Raw genomic sequence first — 19,271 nt, 5'->3', positions numbered from 1 at the left:
GGTCAGGTCGGGAGCGCGGCGCGGCGTTCGGCCGCGTACTCCATCGCGTGCCGGACCACTCCGACCAGCACCTCCTTGACCGACTCCCGCTCGCGGGCGTCGCACAGCAGGACGGGTACGCCGTCGTCCAGGTCGAGGGCCTGTCGCACCGTGTCGGCGGGGTACCTGGCCGCACCCTCGAAGCAGTTGACGCCGACGACGAAGGGGATGGAGCGCTTCTCGAAGTAGTCGACGGCGGCGAAGCAGTCCTCCAGGCGGCGCGTGTCGGCCAGCACGACGGCGCCTAGGGCACCCTCGGACAGTTCGTCCCACATGAACCAGAACCGTTCCTGGCCGGGCGTCCCGAACAGGTACAGCACGAGGTCCTCGCGCAGGGTGATACGGCCGAAGTCCATGGCCACGGTGGTCGTGTGCTTGCCCTCCACGCCGCTGGTGTCGTCGACCGGACGTCCGGCCTCGGTCAGGGACTCCTCGGTGCGCAGCGGCCTGATCTCGCTGACCGCGCCGACCAGGGTCGTCTTGCCCACGCCGAAGCCGCCGGCCACCAGGATCTTGAGCGTGACGGGCTCGACCGGTGGCACGCCGCGTTCAGAACGCCCGAAGATCATCGCTCTCTTCTCCTGCTTGGTGGTGATCGGGCGACGGCCGGCCGTAGCCGCCGCCACCGGGGGTCTCGATGACGAGTACGTCGCCCGCGCCGACGTCGGTGGAGCCGCTGCCACCGAGGTCGGTGACAGTGCCGTCGGTACGCTCCACCCGGTTGGCGCCGAGGGCGCCGGGCTCGCCGCCCGCCATTCCGTAGGGGGGCACCCGGCGGTGCTGGGAGAGCGTGGAGACGGTCATGGGTTCGAGGAAGCGGATGCGACGCACGGCGCCGTCGCCGCCGCGCCGGCGTCCCGCGCCCCCGCTGCCGCGCCGTACGGCGAACTCCTCGAGCCGGACGGGCAGGCGCCACTCCAGGATCTCGGGGTCGGTGAGCCGGGAGTTGGTCATGTGCGTCTGCACGACGTCGGCGCCGGGGAAGTCCGGACCGGCACCGGAGCCGGAGGCGACGGTCTCGTAGTACTGGTGGCGTTCGTTGCCGAAGGTGACGTTGTTCATGGTCCCGGAGCCCTCGGCCTGGACGCCGAGCGCGGCGTACAGGGCGCCGGTGATGGCCTGCGAGGTCTCGACGTTGCCCGCCACGACGGCGGCGGGCGGTTCGGGGGCCAGCATCGAGCCGGGGGGTACGACGATCTCCAGCGGGCGCAGGCAGCCGTCGTTGAGCGGGATGTCGTCGGCGACCAGGGTGCGGAAGACGTACAGGACCGCCGCGTCGACCACCGCGGAGGGGGCGTTGAAGTTGGTGGCGAGCTGCGGCGAGGTGCCGGTGAAGTCGACGGTCGCGCGGCGCTCGGCGCGGTCGACGCGCACCTTGACGCGGATGACGGCGCCGGAGTCCGTCTCGTAGGCGTACTCGCCCTCGTCCAGGGCGTCGACCACCCGCCGGACGGCTTCCTCCGCGTTGTCCTGGACGTGCCGCATGTAGGCCTGCACGACGCCGAGGCCGAACTCGCCGATCATCCGCCGGACCTCGTCGACGCCCTTCTGGTTGGCGGCGATCTGGGCGCGCAGGTCGGCGAGGTTGGTACGGACGTTGCGGGAGGGGTGGGGTGCCCCGGTGAGCAGGCGGCGGGTCTCCTCCTCGCGGAAGCGGCCGTCCTCGGCGAGCGGCCAGTTGTCGAAGAGGACGCCCTCCTCGTCGATGGTGCGGCTGTGGGCGGGCATCGAGCCGGGGGCGATGCCGCCGATCTCGGCGTGGTGGCCGCGTGAGGCGACGTAGAAGAGGATCTCGGGCTCACTCTGCGTGTCCTGCGCCGGGTCGGTGTCGAAGACCGGGGTGATCACGGTGACGTCGGGCAGGTGGGTGCCGCCGTGGTAGGGGTCGTTCACGGCGTAGGTGTCTCCGGGGCGCATCGAGCCGCCGCGGCGGCGGATGACCTCTTTGACGCTGGTGCCCATGGATCCCAGGTGGACGGGGATGTGTGGCGCGTTGGCCACCAGGTTTCCGTCCGGGTCGAACAGGGCGCAGGAGAAGTCCAGGCGTTCCTTGATGTTGACCGACTGGGCCGTGGACTCCAGCCGGGCGCCCATCTGTTCGGCGATCGACATGAAGAGGTTGTTGAAGACCTCGAGCAGGACCGGATCGGCTTTCGTGTCGAGATCGGAACTCTGCGTGACCGTCGCGCGTTCCATGAGCAGATGCCCGTCGTCGGTCGCCGCGGCCCGCCAGCCGTCGTCGACGACGGTGGTCGCGCCGGCCTCCGTGATGATCGCGGGTCCGGTGACGGGTTCGCCGGGTGGCAGTGCCTCCCGGCGGTGGAGGGGGACGTCGCGCCAGGATCCGCCGGTGTGGAGGCGGACCTGTTCGGGTGCGGCGGGCCGGCCCTCGAAGGGGGCGAGTGCGGACAGATCGGGGGGTGCGGTGATGCCGGTGGCTTCGACGGAGAGGGCCTCGACCACGATCGGGCGGTCGAGGGTGAAGGAGTACGTGGCGCGATGACGTTCTTCGAAGGCGTGCCTCATGGTGGCGGGCTCGGTGAGCTCCACGGTGAGGGTGGTGTCGGTGCCGTCGTAGCGCAGCTGGGCGCGGCGGGTGACCTCGATGCGCTCTTCGGGGACGTCCTCGGCGCGGAGTTCGGCGCGGGCGGCGCCCTCCAGGTCGTCGGCCGTCCTGCGGATGCCTGGCATCGAGGCCGCATCCAGGGGGGCCTCGACGGACTGCTCGCGCATGGCCGTGGTGTCGGCGAGGCCGATGCCGAGCGCGGAGAGGACACCGGCCATGGGGGGCACGAGGACGGTGCGGACGCCGAGCGAGTCGGCGACCGCGCACGCGTGCTGGCCGCCCGCCCCGCCGAAGGTGGTCAGGGCGTAGCGGGTGACGTCGTGGCCCTTCTGGACGGAGATCCGCTTCACGGCGTTGGCGATGTTGGCCACCGCGATCCGCAGGTAGCCCTCGGCCACCTGTTCCGGGGTGCGGTCGTCGCCCGTGCGCTCACGGATCCCGTGCGCGAGGGCGGTGAAGCGGTCGCGCACCAGGTCGGCGTCCAGGGGCTGGTCACCGCGCGGGCCGAAGACCGGCGGGAAGTGGGCGGCCTGGATACGGCCGAGCATCACGTTGGCGTCCGTGACGGTGAGCGGTCCGCCGGCGCGGTAGCAGGCGGGTCCCGGGTCGGCGCCGGCCGAGTCCGGGCCGACCCGGTAGCGGGAGCCGTCGAAGTGGAGCACGGAGCCGCCGCCCGCGGCGACGGTGTGGATGTCGAGCATCGGGGCGCGCAGCCGTACGCCGGCGATCCGGGTGGTGAAGACCCGCTCGTAGTCGCCGGCGAAGTGCGAGACGTCGGTGGAGGTGCCGCCCATGTCGAAGCCGATGACGCGGTCGAAGCCGGCGCGCTGCGACATGCGGGCCATGCCGACGATGCCGCCGGCCGGCCCGGACAGGACGGCGTCCTTGCCGCGGAACTGCCCGGCCTCGGTGAGGCCGCCGTTGGACTGCATGAACATCAGCCGCACGCCGCTGAGTTCGTCGGCGACGTGGCGTACGTAGCGGCGGAGCACGGGCGAGAGGTAGGCGTCGACGACGGCGGTGTCCCCGCGCGGGACGAGCTTCATCAGCGGGCTGACCTCACTGGACAGGGAGATCTGCGGGAAGCCGGTGCGCTCGGCGAGGGCGCCGATCGCCTGCTCGTGGGCGGGGTGGAGGTGGCTGTGCAGGCAGACGACGGCGACCGCGCGGATCCCGTCGTCGTGGGCCTGCCGGAGCGGTCCCGCGAGGGCGTCGAGGTCGGGTGCACGCAGGACGGTGCCGTCGGCGGCGATCCGCTCGTCGACCTCGATCACCCGTTCGTACAGCAGCTCGGGCAGTTCGATGCGGCGGGCGAAGATGGCGGGGCGGTTCTGGTAGGCGATGCGCAGGGCGTCGGCGAAGCCGCGGGTGATCACCAGGAGGGTGCGTTCGCCCGCGCGTTCCAGCAGGGCGTTGGTGGCGACCGTGGTGCCCATGCGGACGGCGTCCACGGGGTCCGGGGAGTCGCCGAGCAGCTCGCGGACGCCGGCCACGGCCGCGTCGGCGTACCGGGCGGGGTTGTCGGAGAGCAGTTTGTGGGTGCGCAGGCTGCCGTCCGGGCGCCGCGCGACGATGTCCGTGAAGGTGCCGCCTCGGTCGACCCAGAACTGCCAGCCTGTCACGTCACTACCCCGCTTCCACGCCGGTCACAGCGCCCGGAGGCCGTCGATCACGTCGCGCAGAATACTCTCGTCCGGCAGTTCGGCCGGGGGCACCGGGCGTGTCACGTGGACGAGTTCCGCGTGCACGAGATCCCCGATGAGGACGCGCACCACCCCGACGGGGAGATCGAGCTCCGCGGCGAGTTCCGCGATCGACTGTGGCGCGGCGCGGCAGAGTCCGACGATCTCCACGTGCTCGGGTGCGAGCAGCGTGTCCGTCTCGGCGTCGCCCGCACCCGGTTCGGTCACGACCACCGCGATCAGGTCGAGGCGGTGCTGGGCCGGGCTCGTGGTCCGGCCGCGCGTCATGGCGTACGGACGGACCACCGGTCCGGCCTCGTCGTCGAACCAGTGGCTTCTGTCCTGACCCTCTCCGCTCATGCCATCCCACTACCCGCCTGCGGGCAGATCGGTGCGCGGAACCGAGCCCAGATGCACGCCGACCCGCTTGACCAGGAGCGTCATCTCGTAGGCGACCTGCCCGACGTCGGAGTCGGCGTCCGAGAGGACGGCGAGGCAGCTGCCGTCCCCGGCCGCCGTGACGAACAGGAAGGCGTCGTCCAGCTCGACCACGGTCTGGCGGACACTGCCCGCCTCGAAGTGGCGGCCCACGCCCTTGGCGAGGCTGTGGAAGCCGGACGCGACCGCGGCGAGGTGCTCGCCGTCCTCCCTGCTCAGGTCCTTGGACACGCCCGTGGGCAGGCCGTCGCCGGAGAGCACGACGGCCTTGCGGATGCTGGCGACCCGGTCGACCAGGTCGTCCAGGAGCCAGTTCAGCTCGCCCTTGCTGGTCTCCGTGAGGCCGGTGGCCTTCGGTGCGGTCATCGACCGTCCCCCTTTGTCGTTCCTTGTGCTGTGCTGTCGCGATCCCCGTCGTCCGAGGCGTTCTCCTTGCGGCCGCGCTGCCAGCCGCGCTGGAGCGAGGCCATCCGGCTGCGGACCTCGTCGGCGTCGCGGTCGGCGGGCTGTGCCGGGTCGTCGGGGCGCCGTTCGGTCTCCTGCTTCAGCTGGGGGGCCAGGTTGGCCTGGCGCACCCGCCGGGGCAGGGGCCTGGTGCCGGGCTCGGGCACGAGGGCGGGACCGCCGGTGGGCGGGGTGCCGCCGTCCGGCGCGGCCTGCCGGGGCCGGGTCCGTTTGGGCAATGCCGGTGCCGGGGAGGTCTCGTCCGTGTCGCCGGCTCCCGGGGCGGCGGTGCGGTCGTCGGCGCGGTCGGTGAGTCCGGCGCGCCGGACGGTCTCGCCGCGGCGGCGGGCGGGCAGCGGCGCGAGTGCACCGGTCTCGGGCCGGTACGGTCCGGCCGGGGGCTGCTCGTCGGAGTCGTCGCGGCGGAACCGCTGCTCGCTGACGGGCCTGCCGTGGGAGCTGACCAGTTTGGGCGTCTGCCGCAGGGGCAGCGGCACGGGCCCGGTGAGGCGGTGGCCGGCCGGGCCGTCGTCGGTGCGCTCGACGGCCGGCTGGTGGCTCTCGCCGGGGCGGGAGCCGGCCTGCTCGTCGGCTCGGCGGCGGGTGCGGCGGTGGCGGAACAGGCCGCCGCGCTCGCTCTCCTCGTCGGCCAGGGCGCCGGGGAAGTCGTCGATGGCGTCCAGGTCCACCGGTGCCTCCAGCTCGACCGGGCCGTCCAGCAGGGAGGCGGGCAGGCCGGGCAGCTGGACGGGGCCTCCCGCGCGGGCCGGGGTGAGGCTCGCCCGGGGCTCGGCCTCCCGCGTGGGGCGGTCGAGGCGGAAGCCGATGCCGTTGGTGTCCGGGACGTCGTCGGACAGCAGGACGTCGGGGATGAAGACGACGGCGGTGGTGCCGCCGTAGGGGGACGGCTGCAGGGAGACGCGGACGTTCTGGCGCTGGGCGAGGCGGCTGACCACGAACAGGCCGAGCCGGTCGGTGTCCGAGAGCTCGAACTCGGGGGTCTCGGCGAGCCGGAGGTTGGCGTCCAGCAGCGCTTCGGCGGTCATGCCGAGGCCCCGGTCGTGGATCTCCAGGGTGAAGCCGTTGGCGACCCGCTCGCCGAGGACCTGCACGGCGGTGTGCGGCGGCGAGAAGACCGTGGCGTTCTCCAGGAGTTCGGCCACGAGGTGGGTGACGTCGGCGACGGCCGGGCCGGTGACGGCGACCCGGGGCAGGCGCCGGACCTCGATGCGCTCGTAGTCCTCGACCTCGGCGACGGCGGCCCGGACGACGTCCATCAGCTGCACCGGTCGGCGCCACTGGCGCGACGGTGCAGCGCCGGAGAGGATCACCAGGCCCTCGGCGTGCCGGCGCATCCGGGTGGTGAGGTGGTCGAGGCGGAACAGGTTGGCGAGTTCGTCGGTGTCCTCGGTCCTGCGCTCCATGGTGTCGAGCAGGGTGAGCTGCTTGTGCAGCAGGACCTGGCTGCGGCGGGCGAGGTTGACGAAGACCTCGGAGACGCCGGCCCGCAGTTCCGCCTGTTTGACGGCGGCCTCGACGGCGGCGCGCTGCAGTGTGTTGAGGGCCTGGCCGACCTCTCCGATCTCGTTCTTGTCGTACTCCAGCCGTGGCACCTCGGTCTCGATGTCGACCTGCTCACCGGCCGAGAGGCGGCGCATCACGCTGGGCAGCCGTACCCCGGACGCCTCGTGGGCCTCCAGGCGCAGCTGCCGCAGGTCGCGGATGAGGGCGCGGCCGACCCGCACGGACAGCAGGACGGAGACGAGGAGGGCGACGAGGCCGAGGACGCCGGCGACCGCGGCCTGCGCGATCACGCCGACGGCCACGGGCCGGGTGCGGTCCTGGAAGCGGTCGCCGACCTGGTCGTCCAGGGCGCCGAGGTCGTGGAGGGCGCTGGCCGCCGCGGAGTCCCAGCTCTGGGCGGTGACCCCGCGCGGGGTGCCGGACCGGCTCTCGACGACGGTGTGTTCGGCCCTGAGCAGCGGGGCGGTGGTGGCGCTCTTCCAGAAGTGTTCGTACCGCTCGCGTTCCGGGTCGGGCAGCACCGGCAGGCCGATGTCGTACAGCAGGCCGCGCTGGGCGACGAGGTCGGAGATGTGGCGGGTCTCGTCGCTCGAGAGCCTGCCGACCACCAGCGCCGACCCGAGGAGGGCGTCCTCGCGGGAGAGGAGCTCGCGGGCGCGGGCGAGGGTGACCAGGGCCCGTGCCTCCTTGTCCATCTCGACGTCGTCGATGTTGTCGAGGGCGGCGAGGAGGGTGAAGCAGGGGTCAACGAGGCGGTTGTAGCCGTCGAGCGCCTGGGCGCGGTCGACGGTACGTTCCTCCACGCCGTGGCGCAGGGAGTCCAGTCCGTCGAAGGCGTCCAGGACGGTGGTGAGGCGCTCGCTGTCGTCGGCGTCCATGCCGTCGCGGACGTGGTGGTCGCGGGCGTTGCGGCGGATCTCGGCGACGGCCCGGTCGGTCGCGGCGCGGGTGCGGTGCAGGGCCGAGAGGGCGTCGGCGGCGCGCGGGTCGGCGAGGTAGACGAGTGTCTGACGGCGTTCCTGCTGGAGCACGCGGACGGTGTCCTCGGTGGGATAGCCGACGTCCTGGACGACGTCGGTGACCCGGAAAAGCCGGGTGACCTCACGCCCCGTGAGCACCGTGGCGAAGCCCCAGATGGCGGTCAGGGACACCAGCGGCACGAGAAGCAGCGCCACGATCTTCCGGCGGATCGACTTCCCGCGAAAGCGCATGGCCTCCCCCAGCTCGACCCCCGCCGGCCGGGGGTACACATGTCCAACAGCAAACGGCGCGAGCCTACTACCGCCTCACAGATAACTCGAAGGCATGTCCGGAGGGCGAACTTCCGCGCCGGGGGCGAGAGATGACGAGTTGTCCGGGCATTGCGGGAGATTGCACCCGCGATCTGGGTGCCTGCGGCGGGAACGGCCGAAGCAGTACGGACAGCCGGTTGGCTGGAATTTTTCGCAAGTGGGGAATCTTCGGGAGCTGTTGTTCGTCCTTCTTGCAGGGAATCGGGTGCGAAATCGGCCACACGAGCCGCATCCAGCACCCGGGCGGCGTAAAACAGCGCAAGCCGGGCAGCCACTGGGGAGACGGGGTCTTCGGACATCGGGGCGAGCGGTCTGCTGGCGGTGGGGAGTGACACGGTGATGGGCACGGCGGAGCGGCGTAAGGCGCCCGAGCAGGGCGCGGCGGAGCGCTCGGCGGAGCGAAGGGGCCGGGAGGCGCCGGATCGCGACGTCCCGGCGCAGAGGCGCGCCGGTGCGGGCGCCGGGAGTGAGCGGAGCGCGGATCACCGTCCCCTGTGGGTGGAGGAGCCCGCGCGGCGGTACCGGATGCCCGACCCGGTGCGCACGGCCGCGGTGCGGGCCGTGCTGATCATCGCGGTGACGCTGATACAGGCCATGGTGGCGTTCCTGTGCACGATGGCCGAGGCCTGGCCGGCCTTCCCGATGGTGATCAGCAGTGTGGTCAGCACGGTGGTCGCCACGTGGGCGGTGGTCGACGTGTGGGTGACCCGCCAGGTGTGGAAGCAGCGCTACGGCGTGGTCTCCGAGCCCAGCAGCACGGCCCGTTCGCTCCGCCGCGAGCGCCGTGCCCATCGGCGCCAGGAGCGGGCCGCGTCCCGGGAGCAGGCGCGGATACGCCGCCGTGGCGGCACCGGGCAGCTGTCTCACCCCTGACCACCGGCCGGCCGGCCGACGCGGCGCACCGCACGGCCGGCCCCACCGCGCCCGCCACCGGTCAGGCCGTCAGCCCGGTCAGGTCGGACGCTTGTACATCCGGGTCGCGGTGATCTCGCTGTGCACCGCCTCGCCCGCCTGGGGCTGCTGCGGCAGCCCGGGCCGCAGGTGTTCCTCCACGCTGATGTACTTCAGGCCCGCCCTGAGGTCGGCGTCGTTGCGCAACCGGATGACCAGCGGGAACTCGGCGAGGGCGGTCGTGTCGAACAGGCCGGTGGTGTACAGCAGCTGGACGCCGAGGGCGTCGGAGACCGCCCGCTGGAGCTCCAGCAGATAGGTCGCGTTGGCGCGGCCGATGGGGTTGTCCAGGAACAGCGTGCCCGCGTGCCGGTGCTTGTCGCGCCCCCGGTCGTTCGACCGGAGCGCGGCCATCGTGCAGTACAGGGCGATGGCGGCGGTGAGCAGCTGGCCGCCGGAGAAGACGTCGCCCATCTGGCCGACGGGCACGCGTTCGGCGCGCAGGACGGCGTCGGGCTTCAGGATCTCGACGGCCACGCCCTTGGGCTGCAGCGCCGCCCCGACGCCGCGCAGCAGCAGGGACATGCCGTCGCGGCGCAGGTCGGAGTTCTTCCTGACGGCCGCGCGGGTGGCCTCGTCGATGACCTCGCCGAGCCGTTCCGTGAGCGTGGCCTGGTCGGGCTCCTCGAAGCGGATGCGCAGGAATTCCTGCCCGGACCACTCGCCGAGGCCCTCGGGGAGGCGGGAGAGCCGCTGGGCGGACCGCAGGGTGGCGAGGGCCGACTCGACCAGTCCCCTGAGCCGGTCGACGATCGAGTCCCGGTTGCGTTCCAGCTGGGCGAGTTCGTCGGTGAGGACGCGCAGCCGGGGCGCGAAGGCGTCGGCCCACTTCTGGGCGTGCTCGGGCAGCGTGGCGGCGGGCAGCTCGCGGATCTGCTGCCGGGCGGGCGTGCGGACCTGCTCGTAGCGCGTGGAGTTGGCGTGCCGGACGAGCACGTCGCTCGCCTCGCGCACGGCGGCCTCGGCGGCGGACAGGTCGGCGGCGCAGCCGCGCAGCGAGCGGCGGGCCTCGGCGGCCGAGTGCCGGGCCTCGTCCAGGCTGCCGGGGTACGGCTCCGGCTCCTCCTGGTCCTCGTCGGGGGTGTGTTCGCGCAGCAGGTCGCGGAGCATCGCGGCGATCTCGTCGAACCCGCCGGCCGCGTGCTCCGCGGCCCGGTGGGCCTCCAGCAGCTCCCCGTGCGCCTCCCGGGCCTCGGCCAGCGCGCCGGTGCGGGCGGCGAGTTCGGTCGTGGCGGTGCGCAGCAGGGCCTGGGCGTGCTCGGCGTCGCGCGGCACGAGGTCCTCGGGCAGCTCGGTGTGGGCCTCGCCGTCCTCGGGGGCGTGCCGTTCGGCCTCGCCGCGCAGCCGGCCGAGCTGCTCGCTCGCCGTCGACACCCGGGTCTCCAGCAGCTGCACCAGCTCCTCCGCGCGGGCGGCGGCGGCCTGCCGGGAGGGGCCGTCGGAGCCGTCGGGCGAGCCCAGGAGCTGCTCGGCGCGGGTGCGGACCTTGTTGCTGAGCCGGTCGAGTTCGGCGCGGGCCGCGCTCTCGTCGCTCTCCGCGCGGGCCTGCTCGGCGCGCAGGTCCGCGCCGACGCCGACCTTCTCGTACACCTGGGAGGCGGCGCGGTAGGCCTCGCGGAGGGCGGGCAGGGACGCCTTCGGTGAGTCGGCGTCGGCGGCCGGCACGTCGTCGGGGGCGCCGGCGATCTCGGAGCGTTCGGCGCGCAGGGCGCGTGCGGTGCGGCGGGAGTCGTCGGCGGCACGCTGGGCGGCGCGGCGGTCCTCGTCGGCGGCGCGGGCGCGGTCCAGGCAGGTCTGGGCGCGTGCCTCCGACTCCGCCGCCTCGTCGGCGAGTTCGCGGAGCCTGGCCTGCCAGCCGGCGCGCTCGCGCAGGCGGTGGGCGAGTCCGGCGAGGGCGTCGGCGGCGCGGCGGGCCTTCTGCGCGGTGTCCTGCCGCTCGTCGCGGACCCGGGTGGCCTCGGCGGCGATCTCGTCGGCCTCCGCGCGGGTGGTGCGGGTCTCGGTCAGTTCGGCCTCGGCCTCCTCGGCGAAGGCGCGGGCCTCCCGCGCGGCCTCGGCGAGTTCGGTGAGCCGTCCGGCCGGGCAGCCGGTGCGCCAGGAGGCGAGCCGGGCGGCCAGTTCGCGGTCCTTGCCGAGGCGGGCGGCGCGGGTGCGGATCTCCTCGTCGCGCTCGGTGGCCCGGGCGCGCAGCGCCTGGCGTTCCTCGTCGGCCGCGTGCTCGTCGTGCATGGCCGGGTTCGGGGGCACCAGGAAGACGTCGCCGGGGGTGGTGCCGGGGGCTGGGGTGGGGGCGAGCAGGGCGGCGGCCGTGCCGACGGCCACGGCGGAGCGCGGCAGCAGGGCGGCGTCGCCGAGCGCCTCGCGGGCCCGTGCGTGGGTGTCCGGGTCGGTGATGATCACGCCGTCGACGAGTTCGGGGCGGGCGGCGAGCACGCGGGCGTGGTCGGCGGGGTCGACGGCCTGGGCGAGGTAGCGCCAGCCGGGCAGGGCGGGGATGCCGTGCTCGCCTAGGTACTCCACGGTGGCGAGCACGTCGGGGCCGGGCGGCAGCAGTCCGCCGTCGCCGAGGGCGCCGAGGATGCGGGCGTCGTCCGCCGCGGCGGTGCGCAGTTCGAAGAGGTGCCGTTCGGCGGCGGAGACGGCGTCGTCGAGCAGGGTGCGCAGTTCGTCGGCGTAGCGGTCGAGTTCCTCCGGGCCGAGCGGGCCCTCGGAGAGGGGGCGGGGCTCCTGGGCCGAGTCGGGCCCGGGCCCGGGCGCGGGGGCGGGGGCGGCCGCGGTGTCCGCCGTCCGCGGTCCCGGCACGCCGGCCCGTGCCGTGGCGGGGGCGCCCGGCAGGCTCAGCAGCTCGGCGAGCCGCTCCTCGGCGGCCAGGGCCTCGGCGAGGCGCCGCTCGGCCTCGTAGGAGCGTTCGGCGGCGGTCGCCGCGTCCGCCGCGCGGGCCGCGGTCAGCTCGGCGCGGGATGCGGCCGAGGCCGCCTCGCGCGCGTGCTCGGTCGCCTTGCGGGCGGCCTCGCGGGCGGTGTCCCAGGCGGCCACGGCGGTCTTCTCCGCGTCGTTCGCGGCGAGGGCGGCGCGGGCGGGGTCGGCGTCCGGGGTGCTGTCGTCGAGCCAGCCGGCGCGGACCGCCTCGGCGGTCTCCTGCTCGACCTCGGTGAGGCGCTGGCGCAGGTGCCCGGCCTCGCTGCGGGCGCGCTGGGCCTCGGTGGCGGCGCCGGTGGAGTCGCGGTAGGCGCTGTCGCCGACCTCCTGGAGGGCGGCGGAGCGCTCCTCCTCCTCGTTGGCGAGGGTCTCGGCGCTCTCGGCGGCGGCGTGCAGGGCCCGGACGAGGTCGACGGCGGCCTTGGCGCGGGCGGCGAGCGCGGGGGCCGCGTCCCGCTCGGCCTCCTGGATGGCGGCGGAGACGCGGGCGGCCCGGTCGGAAGCCGCGCGGTGGCGGAGCACGGCCTCGGCGGCCTGCCACGCGGAGTGCAGGGTGCGCGCGTCGGCCAGTTCGCGCTTCTGGGCCGCGGCGGACTTCTCGGCGGCGGCGAGCGCCAGGGAGGCGTGCCGGTAGGCGAGTTCGGCGGCGACCAGGGCGCTGCGCTCGCGCGCGCCCTCGGAGTGCGTGACGGCGTAGGCGGCGGCCGTGACGCGCTGGGCCAGGTCGGTGGCCCGCACCCGCTCCCGCACGGCGCGGGCGGAGAGCCGTCGGGCCAGGGTGCGGGTACGGCGCTCGGCGCCGGTGTGGATGTCCCGCGCACGGGAGCGGGCCTCGGCGGCCTCGACGATCCGCCCGAGCAGGTCGACGGAGCCGGCCGTGAAGTCGCGTTCGGCGATGAGTTCGGCGCGCCGTCCCAGCTTGTTGCCGAAGCCGCCGACGAGGTCGGCGAGCCCGTCGGTGTCGCGGGTGTCGGTGACCGCGCGCAGCAGCAGGTCGGTGAAGTCGGAGTCCTTCTTGACCGCGAAGAGGCCGGCGGCCTCGCCCTCGTCGGCGTTCATCTCGCGCTGGTAGCGGAAGAGTTCGGGGTCGAGGCCGAGGTCGCCTAGGTGCTCGATCCAGCGGTCGTGGATCTCCTCCCAGTGCACCTCGAGGTGCGGGTACGCCTTGCCGGCCTCCGTGAGGGCGTCGCGGAAGCCCTTCATGGTGCGGCGGCGGCCCTGGGCGCCCGAGGCGCCCTCGACGGGCGGCCGTACGGCGGTGGACTCGGCGACGGGCAGGTTGTCGAGGCTGAGGCCGGGGCCGGGCCGGAAGGAGTACCAGGCCTCGGCGAACTTGCGCGGGTCGTTGGAGACCTGGCGTCCGCGCCATTCGCTGGCCTTGCCGACGACCACGCACTCGCCGGTCTGCACGTGCTGCCACTCCAGCGCCACGTGTCCGCAGTCGTCGGCGAGCAGGAACTTGCGCAGCACGCCGGAGCTGGCGCCGCCGAGGGTGTTGCGGTGGCCCGGCAGCATCACCGAGAAGATCAGTTTGAGCAGCACCGACTTGCCGCCGCCGTTCTCCAGGAACAGCACGCCGGCGGGCGCGGGCCGGCGGGGCGGTCCGGACGGCTCGTCCTCGAAGAACTCCGCCTGCGTGGGCGCCGGCTCGGGCACGGGCTCGCCCACGCCCCGCAGGTCAAGCACGGTGTCGGCGTAGCGCGCACCGGCGGGCCCGATGGAGTAGAGGCGGACCCGGGACAGCTCGTACATGGCGGACTCTCGCGTTAAGTCTTCGGAAAGGTGCGGTGGTTCGGGGGGCCGCGGCGGTTCGGGGCCGCCTCGGCCGCGGGGCGTCAGGAGTGGAACGGCAGCCCGGCCTCGGCCACCAGCTCCAGGTCCTCGGTGTCCTCGGCGGGCAGCAGGCCCGGGGTGCCGTCGGTGACCGGGACGACGCCCAGCTCCAGCAGTTCGGTCAGGGCGGCGCTGCCGGCCATGTCGCGCACCTGGAGCTGGTAGCGCGCCGTGGTGCGGTAGGTGCCGCCGTGCTCGTCCCCGGTGCGCTGCAGGAAGCCCGAGTCGGTGAGGAAGGCCGCCGCCTTCGCCACCATGCCCGTGGTGGAGGCGGCGGGCCGGCGCGCGTCCTTGGTGGCGCCGGTGGCGCTGCGTCTGGCCCAGATCCGCCAGGCGGCCTCCAGGCCGGGCGCTTCGGTGGCCGGGTCGGTGTTCTCGCCCTGCGCCTCGGCGCGCTCCTCCAGCCGGCGGCAGGCCTGCCGTACGAAGGCGTCGACGCCGTTGACGGTGACCCGCCCGATGTAGGAGTCGTCGGCCAGGTCCTCGGGGCGCGGGAACGCCAGGGCGGCCAGGGCGAGGTGGGCCAGTCCGTGCAGGAAGCGGTCGCCGGAGTCGGCGGTGGTGCGACGCGCGTAGTCGCCCATGCGGACGGCGAAGACGGAGTCCTCGGCGGCCGTCACGGCCATGCCCGCGCGCGGGGAGACCTCCAGCACGACGAGCCCGAGGCCGGCGGCGACGGCGTCCGCGAGCCGTGCGAAGGCCGGGTCGTCGCGGTAGCGGCGCAGCAGTTCCGTGTACTCCTGGTCGCGGGCGGGCTGCAGTTTGGGCTGCAGTCCGAAGGCGACGAGCCGCGCCGCGTCGGCGGCGTCGGCGGGGGTGACGGCGGCGGGCGCCGACGGGGCCGGGGCCTCCGTGTCACTCCACTCGACGTGCTCGCTCACGGCTTGGGCTCCTTGTCACGTACTCGGTCTCGCTGGTGCTGGGTCATGCCGCTTCCGTCCGGTCCGCGGCCATGCCCGCCGCGTCCAGCAGGGCGGTGCCGACGATCAGGTCGGCGCCGCCGAACTCGGGGTCGTCCAGTTCGGTGCCGTCGTCCACGGCGAACAGCAGCTTCTCCTCGCCCTGGCGGTAGGCGGTGCCGACAGGCGGGCTGGCCGCGTGGACCGCCAGCAGGGCGACCAGGTAGGCCAGGTCGGGGTCGCCGGTCCGGCGGGCCTGCGCCAGCAGTCCGGACAGTCTGCGGGGTGCGTCGGCCGGCAGGTCCAGCAGCTCCATGGCGGTGGCGAGCTGCTCCTCGCTGAACCGGCTGTCGTCCGGGGTCGCGATCAGGTCGGGTTCGGGCATCTCCGCGCCGAGGTGCTCGCGCTCCACCGGCGGGGTCAGCAGGATGTCGACGAGGTCGCCGACCCGCACGGACACCGGGGTGCGCAGCCCCGTGCCCTGGGCGAAGAACGCGTCCGTCACCCGGATCGCCCGCTCCAGGGGCAGCGGGAGCACGGGGGCGACCAGGTGGCCGTACAGGTCGAGGCCGGAGGTCGTGGTGGGCGTGGCGAAGGCCTGCCGGTCCTGTTCGGCGCGGAACAGCGGGCCGGCCTCCAGGAGGCGGGACTGGAGCTGGGTGTGCCGCCGGATGCAGTCCTTGACGATGTCCACCAGTTCGGCGGCGCGGCGCTTGTTCTCGGAGTCCTCGGTCTCGTCGCGCGCCTTGCGGATGTTGGTGAGGATCGCGTTCTCGTGGCGGTAGCGGTCGGCCACGTGGTCCAGGGCCTCGGCGATCATGTCGGGCACGGCGTTGAGCCAGTCGACCGCGCGCACGTTGCGCCGGGTGGCCTCCAGGGCGCGGCGCAGGGTCTCCGAGTACTGCACGGTGCGGTAGCGGGCCTGTTCGGCGGCGAGCTGGGCGTCGGCGAGGCGGCCGCGGTTGATCAGCACCTCCAGCTTGACCTCGGCGGCGATCTGCGCGCTGGTGACGTCGGTGTCGAGGGCGCCGACCAGGACGTTGACCGCTTCGTCCGTCGTGCGGAGGTAGACCGTGCCGCCGGGGCCGGGCACCTCCTCGATCAGCTTGAAGTCGTAGTCACGGCGGACATAGGTGCCGTCCGGCTCGAAGGTGCCGTAGACCGCGCGGAAGCCGCGGTCGACGCTGCCGACGTTGATCAGGTTCTCCAGGACCCAGCGGGCCACGCGCTCGTGCTCGCCGGCCGGCCGGTGCGGGGCCTGGGCGGCGATGCGCGGGACGAGCCGGGCCACGATCTGCTCGTGGTCGGCGCCCGTGTCGAAGTCCATGTTGAGGGTGACCAGGTCGATCGCGGACAGGGCCACCTCGGCCATGCCGTAGACCGAGTACTCGCCCGCCAGGTTCGCCTTGCGCGCGTCGAGGTCGTGCAGCGGCGCGGTGCAGGCGAGCGCGCGCAGCCGCCGCGCCAGCCCCTCGTCGGCGGCCGGGCCCGGTGCCGGGCGCGGCCCCGCGCTGAGCTGGGGCGGAACGCTGTCCGTCGAAGCAGGCGAAGTCACGGTGCACAGACTAGGTCCTCGGTCTGACAACGACCCAAACGACGCAGAAGCGACGGCCGTCACAGAGACGCGTCAGGACCCGGCGCCGTCCTCGCCGGCCCGCCGCAGGTAGACCTCGACGACCCGGTCGAGCGAGTCCGTGAGATAGGTCTCCAGCAGCCGCTCCGCCCGGCCGTGGTCCCCGTCCTGCAGGGCCCGCAGGATCTGGCGGTTGCGGGCGAGGTAGGGCTCGTGCAGCCGGCGTGGGTCGTCCACGACGTGGAAGGCGAGGCGCAGCTCGGCGAAGACGCTGCGCATCAGCTCGTCGGTGCGCTCGCTGCCGGCCAGCGCGACGAGTTCGCGGTGGAAGTGGATGTTGGAGGTGCCCAGCGCTTTCCAGTCGTTCCGTGCGGTGGCCAGCTCCCCCTCGGCGACGGCGGCGGCCAGCCCGTCCAGGGCGTAGGGCGGCTCGCCGAGACCCCGGACGACGGCGCACTCGACCAGCGTCCGGGTGCGGTAGATGTCCTCGACGTCCGCCACGGTCAGGACCCGCACGAAGACGCCGCGGTTGAGCTCGTGGACCAGCAGGCGCTCGTGGGTGAGCAGCCGGAACGCCTCGCGCAGGGTGTTGCGGGAGACCCCGAGCGCGCCGCCGATGGCGTCCTCCGACAGGCGGGTCCCGGGTGGGAAGAAGCCTTCGGCGATACGGCCGCGGAGGATGTCCGCGACGCGTTCGGCGGTGCTGGTGCGCCCCAGGAGGGCGCGGTCGTCGGTCAGTTCCGACAGCTGCTCTGCCATGCCCGGAATTCAATCGCAGACCTGGGGACGAGACAACGCGGGTATTGAAGGATCGTTGAACGATCCTCTACGGTGCTCGGCAGGACATCGGCACAACTCAGGTACGTCACCGCTCAGTTCCCGCACCCTCCGTCCCTCTCTGCGAGGTGCCCATGAGCACGACTCCCCCGCCCCGGCCCGTGACGCCGGACCTCTCACCCGCCCGGGCCGAACGGGACGCCGGGACCGGCGCGTTCGGCTGGCTGCGCGCCCTGGGCCCGGACGGCCGGCGCGCCTTCGCCGGAGCTTTCGGCGGATATGCCCTGGATTCCTACGACTACTTCACCCTGCCGCTGAGCATGGTGGCCCTCGCCGCGTACTTCGGCCTGGACAGCGGCCAGACCGGCCTGTTCACCACCGTCACGCTGGTGGTCTCCGCGGTCGGCGGCGCCGCCGCGGGCATCCTCGCGGACCGTGTGGGCCGGGTCCGGGCACTGATGATCACGGTGGTCACGTACGCCGTCTTCACCGTGGCCTGCGGCTTCGCGCCCGACTATGAGACGTTACTCGTCTTCCGCGCCCTTCAGGGCCTCGGCTTCGGCGGCGAGTGGGCGGTGGGCGCGGTCCTGGTGGCCGAGTACGCGAGCGCCAGGCACCGCGGCCGTACCCTCGGCGCCGTCCAGAGCTCCTGGGCGGTCGGCTGGGCGCTGGCCGCGCTCGTCTACACGCTGGTCTTCTCCTTCGCCGGCGACGACCTGGCCTGGCGCGTGATGTTCTGGACCGGGGCGCTGCCCGCGCTGCTCGTCGTCTGGCTGCGCCGCCGGGTGCACGACGCGCCCCGGGCCACGGCGGAGCGCGAGCAGAGCGCGCGGCGCGGGTCGTTCGCGGCCATCTTCCGGCCCGGCGGGGCCGACGGCCCCGGGCTGCTGCGCACGACGGTCTTCGCCGGGCTGCTGTCCACGGGAGTGCAGGGCGGCTACTACACGCTGGCGACCTGGGTCCCGACGTACCTGAAGACCGAACGCGGCCTGTCCGTCGTCGGCACCGGCGGCTATCTGGCCTTCCTCATCTCCGGCGCCTTCCTCGGCTATCTGACCGGCGGTCATCTGACCGACCGGCTCGGCCGGCGCCGTACCATCTGGCTGTTCGCGCTGCTGTCCGCCGTGTGCACCCTGGCGTACGCGCACATCCCGCACGGCGCCGACACCCTGCTGCTGGTGCTCGGCTTCCCGCTCGGCTTCTGCATGTCGGCGATCTTCAGCGGCTTCGGCTCCTACCTCAGCGAGCTGTACCCGACGGCGGTGCGCGGCACCGGGCAGGGCTTCACGTACAACACCGGCCGCGCGGTGGGCGCGGTCTTCCCGACCCTGGTGGGGTTCCTGGCCGACGGCTGGGGCGTGGGCGGCGCGCTGGTCTTCGGAGCGCTCGGCTACGGCCTGGCCGCACTGGCGCTGCTCGGACTGCCGGAGACGCGCGGGAAGGAGCTGACATGAGGCGGCAGGAGCGGACCGGCGACCGCCCGGTGACCCTCGTCGACGAGCACGCGCACGCGTGGAGCCCGCGCACCGCGCGCGACCGCTTCCGGCAGGGGCTCGCGGGCCCCACGGCCGGCGTAGCGGCGGGCCACACGCAGGCCAATCTGATCTCGGTGCCGGCCGACTGGGCGTACGACATGCTGCTGTTCTGCCAGCGCAACCCGAAGCCGTGCCCGGTACTGGACGTCACCGACGCCGGTTCGCCCGCCACCGTCTTGGCCGACGGCGCCGACCTGCGCACCGACCTGCCGCGCTACCGGGTGTGGCGGCACGGCGAGTTGGTGGACGAACCGACCGACGTGCGGGCGCACTGGCGCACGGACCTGGTGTCGTTCCTGCTCGGGTGCAGCTTCACCTTCGAGTGGGCGCTGGCCGCGGCGGGCGTCCCGATCCGGCACGTGGAGCAGGGCCGCAACGTGCCCATGTACGTGACCGGCAGGCAGTGCCGCCCCGCGGGCCGGCTGCGCGGGCCCATGGTGGTGTCGATGCGCCCGGTGCCGCCGGAACACCTGCGCACGGCGATCCGGGAGAGCGGCCTGCTGCCGGCCGTGCACGGCGGCCCGGTGCACTGCGGTGATCCCGCGGTCCTCGGCATCGAGGACCTCTCCCGCCCCCACTTCGGCGAGCCGGTGGACGCGGCGCCCGACGACATCCCGGTGTTCTGGGCCTGCGGGGTCACTCCGCAGGCCGCGGTGACGGCCTCGCGGCCGCCGTTCGCCATCACCCACGCGCCGGGCCAGATGTTCCTGACCGACGCCCGTGACGACCAGTACCGCGTGGTCGGCGTCGACTGACACCGGCCGCGCACCCGCCTCGTCAAGGACCGAAAGAGAACGAA

At 74.0% G+C, this 19,271-nt stretch carries 12 protein-coding genes; 3 read left to right on the top strand and 9 right to left on the bottom strand.

All coding sequences use genetic code 11. The annotated features are described in order from the left end of the window. Nucleotides 1-2: 2 nt before the first annotated feature. Genes PV343_RS26345 through PV343_RS26325 form a run of 5 tightly spaced genes read right to left on the bottom strand, consistent with a single transcriptional unit; the run spans nt 3 to nt 7,904 of the window. Nucleotides 3-608: a GTP-binding protein gene (locus tag PV343_RS26345; RefSeq protein WP_319149444.1), complete on the bottom strand. Its 606-nt coding sequence runs from the start codon at nt 606-608 to the stop codon at nt 3-5. Then, on the bottom strand, nt 589-4,227 hold the full coding sequence (locus PV343_RS26340) for a hydantoinase B/oxoprolinase family protein (RefSeq protein ID WP_319149443.1): 3,639 nt from the start codon (nt 4,225-4,227) through the stop codon (nt 589-591). The genes PV343_RS26345 and PV343_RS26340 overlap by 20 nt, the downstream gene beginning before the upstream one ends. 24 nt (nt 4,228-4,251) lie before the next feature. Further along, entirely contained in the window at nt 4,252-4,647 is a 396-nt protein-coding gene (locus tag PV343_RS26335; RefSeq protein ID WP_319149442.1) for a DUF742 domain-containing protein, read from the bottom strand. A gap of 9 nt (nt 4,648-4,656) precedes the next feature. After that, nucleotides 4,657-5,091 (bottom strand): roadblock/LC7 domain-containing protein, encoded by a 435-nt coding sequence (locus PV343_RS26330; RefSeq protein ID WP_133923105.1) that lies wholly within the window; start codon nt 5,089-5,091, stop codon nt 4,657-4,659. Beyond that, nucleotides 5,088-7,904, bottom strand: a complete 2,817-nt coding sequence (locus PV343_RS26325; protein WP_319149441.1) for a nitrate- and nitrite sensing domain-containing protein — start codon at nt 7,902-7,904, stop codon at nt 5,088-5,090. Before PV343_RS26325 ends, PV343_RS26330 begins: the two co-directional genes overlap by 4 nt. Before the next feature lie 420 nt (nt 7,905-8,324). On the opposite strand from PV343_RS26325, the gene PV343_RS26320 reads away from it, so the two are divergent. Then, nucleotides 8,325-8,858 (top strand): hypothetical protein, encoded by a 534-nt coding sequence (locus PV343_RS26320; RefSeq protein ID WP_319149440.1) that lies wholly within the window; start codon nt 8,325-8,327, stop codon nt 8,856-8,858. 78 nt (nt 8,859-8,936) lie between these two features. Here PV343_RS26320 and PV343_RS26315 read toward each other — a convergent pair whose 3' ends face one another. The 4 genes from PV343_RS26315 to PV343_RS26300 form a co-directional block, all read right to left on the bottom strand. Continuing rightward, nucleotides 8,937-13,607 carry a hypothetical protein gene (locus tag PV343_RS26315; RefSeq protein WP_319149439.1) on the bottom strand — a complete coding sequence of 1,557 codons (4,671 nt, stop codon included), beginning with the start codon at nt 13,605-13,607 and terminating at the stop codon, nt 8,937-8,939. An 83-nt stretch (nt 13,608-13,690) separates the two neighbouring features. Next, complete coding sequence (locus PV343_RS26310; protein WP_319149438.1) at nt 13,691-14,569, bottom strand: hypothetical protein; 879 nt, start codon at nt 14,567-14,569, stop codon at nt 13,691-13,693. A gap of 43 nt (nt 14,570-14,612) precedes the next feature. Beyond that, on the bottom strand, nt 14,613-16,142 hold the full coding sequence (locus PV343_RS26305) for a hypothetical protein (protein ID WP_317442198.1): 1,530 nt from the start codon (nt 16,140-16,142) through the stop codon (nt 14,613-14,615). A gap of 72 nt (nt 16,143-16,214) precedes the next feature. Next, nucleotides 16,215-16,919, bottom strand: coding sequence for a GntR family transcriptional regulator (locus PV343_RS26300; protein ID WP_319149437.1), 705 nt, complete (start codon nt 16,917-16,919; stop codon nt 16,215-16,217). A 152-nt stretch (nt 16,920-17,071) separates the two neighbouring features. Between PV343_RS26300 and PV343_RS26295 the strand changes: the two genes are divergently transcribed. Further along, on the top strand, nt 17,072-18,391 hold the full coding sequence (locus PV343_RS26295; RefSeq protein ID WP_319149436.1) for an MFS transporter: 1,320 nt from the start codon (nt 17,072-17,074) through the stop codon (nt 18,389-18,391). Beyond that, complete coding sequence (locus PV343_RS26290; protein WP_319149435.1) at nt 18,388-19,227, top strand: putative hydro-lyase; 840 nt, start codon at nt 18,388-18,390, stop codon at nt 19,225-19,227. Before PV343_RS26295 ends, PV343_RS26290 begins: the two co-directional genes overlap by 4 nt. Nucleotides 19,228-19,271: the final 44 nt, after the last annotated feature.

Source organism: Streptomyces sp. WI03-4A (assembly GCF_033792105.1).
Classification (GTDB): Bacteria; Actinomycetota; Actinomycetes; order Streptomycetales; family Streptomycetaceae; genus Streptomyces; species Streptomyces collinus_A.
This window is presented reverse-complemented; position numbering and strand designations above follow the sequence as displayed.

Coding starts and splice junctions, on each gene's coding strand:
- PV343_RS26345 (WP_319149444.1), bottom strand. CDS start 608: ATGATCTTCGGGCGTTCTGAACGCGGCGTGCCACCGGTCGAGCCCGTC.
- PV343_RS26335 (WP_319149442.1), bottom strand. CDS start 4,647: ATGAGCGGAGAGGGTCAGGACAGAAGCCACTGGTTCGACGACGAGGCC.
- PV343_RS26330 (WP_133923105.1), bottom strand. CDS start 5,091: ATGACCGCACCGAAGGCCACCGGCCTCACGGAGACCAGCAAGGGCGAG.
- PV343_RS26325 (WP_319149441.1), bottom strand. CDS start 7,904: ATGCGCTTTCGCGGGAAGTCGATCCGCCGGAAGATCGTGGCGCTGCTT.
- PV343_RS26320 (WP_319149440.1), top strand. CDS start 8,325: ATGGGCACGGCGGAGCGGCGTAAGGCGCCCGAGCAGGGCGCGGCGGAG.
- PV343_RS26315 (WP_319149439.1), bottom strand. CDS start 13,607: ATGTACGAGCTGTCCCGGGTCCGCCTCTACTCCATCGGGCCCGCCGGT.
- PV343_RS26300 (WP_319149437.1), bottom strand. CDS start 16,919: ATGGCAGAGCAGCTGTCGGAACTGACCGACGACCGCGCCCTCCTGGGG.
- PV343_RS26295 (WP_319149436.1), top strand. CDS start 17,072: ATGAGCACGACTCCCCCGCCCCGGCCCGTGACGCCGGACCTCTCACCC.
- PV343_RS26290 (WP_319149435.1), top strand. CDS start 18,388: ATGAGGCGGCAGGAGCGGACCGGCGACCGCCCGGTGACCCTCGTCGAC.